Here is a 1,019-nt window from a genome sequence, read left to right as displayed (position 1 = left end):
GAGGGAAACGCGCGCGGGCGGGCGGCGCGCCTTGGGAAAGGAAGCGGCATGGCTGACGACGACCGTCGCGCGGGCGACTGGCAGAAGCGCGACCTGCGCAAGAACGCGAACGACCTGATCGAAGAGCCGAACCAGAAGGCTTGGTGCAAGCAGACGTTTTGGATCGTGTTCTTCCTCATCGTGTTCTGGCCGGTGGGTATCGTGCTGTGCTGGAGGAGCAGCTGGCATATCGTGGCGAAGGTCCTCGCTTCGGTGGCGGTGGCGTTCATGGTGTACTTCTCGGTGACCATGTACCAGGCTACGCAAGCGCTCATGGCGGCGGGCATGGCGTAGGTCGTCCGCGCCGCTCGGTTCGCGACTCTCTGCGGAAGAAGGGTCGTCCCGCTCGCAACCGAGCGGGACGACCCTTGCTTTTTCGGAAGGCGAACGACTCCTGTGCGATTTTTCGCCTTTCGCCGCAAGAGCGTATCGCGAATGTTCCTTGTGCGCTATCATTTCCAACGAAAACAGTGATCCATTCAGTACGAGTTGCACAAGGATAACGATATGACGAACTTCGCGAACGGTCACACGACCGTCCTGGCAGGCCACGGTTTCGCCGAGTCCGGCCCCTACCTCTTGATCAACGACGTAGAGCAAGGCGAGCAGCACCGTTTTCCCGTGTTGGGCAAGACGTTCTCGTTGCGCCGCCTTCCCACGCGCCGCTGCGTGGGACGCTTCGATCTGGCGTCCTACACGAAGGAGGTGTGCCCGCTCAACGTGGAGCTGCTTCCCGATGCGAAGGACACGATGTGTCCGGCATGCCAGGAGGCCACGGGCTTCAACCCCTCGTTCTACTACGCCGACTTCATCTCCGCCCAGCAGCGCGCCTACAACCTGACGCCGCATTTCACGTACCTGGCGTACTTCTCGCCGAAGCACGTGAAAGCCGGCATCTCGTCGGAGACGCGCGGCATCGAGCGCCTGCTGGAGCAGGGCGCCCGCGCGGCCCGCATCGTCGGCCGCTTCGGATGCGCCGA

2 protein-coding genes are annotated in these 1,019 nt (G+C 62.8%); both read left to right on the top strand.

Annotation, left to right across the window (positions count from 1 at the left end; genetic code table 11):
* Window positions 1–48 precede the first annotated feature (48 nt).
* A complete protein-coding gene (locus ACMO6A_RS01735) occupies window positions 49–333 on the top strand; it encodes a hypothetical protein (RefSeq protein WP_009304793.1) in 285 nt (94 codons plus the stop codon).
* A gap of 213 nt (window positions 334–546) precedes the next feature.
* Window positions 547–1,019 (top strand): DUF2797 domain-containing protein (locus tag ACMO6A_RS01730; RefSeq protein WP_418470692.1); only part of this gene is annotated, 473 nt, incomplete at its 3' end.

It is taken from the genome of Eggerthella sp., assembly GCF_048329335.1.
GTDB lineage: Bacteria > Actinomycetota > Coriobacteriia > Coriobacteriales > Eggerthellaceae > Eggerthella > Eggerthella lenta.
The sequence above is the reverse complement of the archived record's forward strand: the minus strand, read 5'-3'. Positions and strand labels throughout refer to the sequence as shown.

What these genes read in the sequence shown, in the direction of transcription:
- ACMO6A_RS01735 (WP_009304793.1), top strand. Translation starts at nt 49, where the DNA reads ATGGCTGACGACGACCGTCGCGCGGGCGACTGGCAGAAGCGCGACCTG.